At 29.9% G+C, this 921-nt stretch carries 1 protein-coding gene; it reads right to left on the bottom strand.

Annotated features, from left to right (window positions below):
* A partial coding sequence (locus OYV_RS04040; RefSeq protein ID WP_042068428.1) for a TGS domain-containing protein occupies positions 1-921 on the bottom strand: 921 nt, incomplete at both ends.

Genomic DNA, 921 nt, shown 5'->3' on the forward strand with positions numbered 1-921 from the left:
ATTATCAAGCAAGGAAAGTTCAATTTTATTGGCAGTTAATTCTTTTTCAATAATATCTTTTCCTTTTTGAATCTCTGCTAAATATTCAGTTTTATTTTCTTTGATATCTTTTTTTAAAAAACCTTTAATTTTTCTTTTGGCATGTGTTGTTTTTACCATGCGCAACCAGTCTTTATTAACTGATAAAATATTTTTATTGGTTTTAATCGAAATAATATCACCATTTTTGAGTTGATAATCAATTGGTACAATTTTCCCGTTAATGATGGCTGCTGTCATTTTGCTTCCTACTGCGGAATGAATACGAAAGGCAAAATCAATGGGGGTAGAACCTTTGGGAAGCTCAAATACTTCTTGAGTAGGAGTAAAAACATAGACATTATCACTTAAAATATCATTTTTAATAGAATCTACAAATTCTTTGGGTGTTTCTTCGGGATGATTTTTGGCATCCATAGTAATTTTAACTAATTCTTGATACCATCTTAATTTTTTGGCAAGTTCTAGTTGTTTAGCTTCTTGGGAATAAGTTTTATTTTCTTTATAAGCCCAGTGAGCAGCAATTCCTTTTTCAGCAATTTCATCCATTTCTTGAGTTCTTATTTGCATTTCAAACAAAGAGCCATCCTTAGTTAAAACAGTTGTATGCAAAGATTGATAAAGATTAGGTTTAGGAACTGCAATATAGTCTTTAAATCTTAGCGGAAGTGGCGAAAAATGACCGTGAATAATCCCTAAACATTGATAACACAAATCCACAGTAGGCACAATAATTCGAATAGCTAAAAGGTCAAAGATTTCTTCAAAACTAACTTTTCTTTTAACAATTTTTTTATAAATACTATAAATATTTTTGACACGCCCTTTAATAGTGTAATTTTTGAGTTGGTGGCTGTCTAAAAGAGATTTAATATTGGTGAT

It is taken from the genome of 'Chrysanthemum coronarium' phytoplasma (assembly GCF_000744065.1).
Lineage (GTDB): Bacteria > Bacillota_I > Bacilli_A > Acholeplasmatales > Acholeplasmataceae > Phytoplasma > Phytoplasma asteris.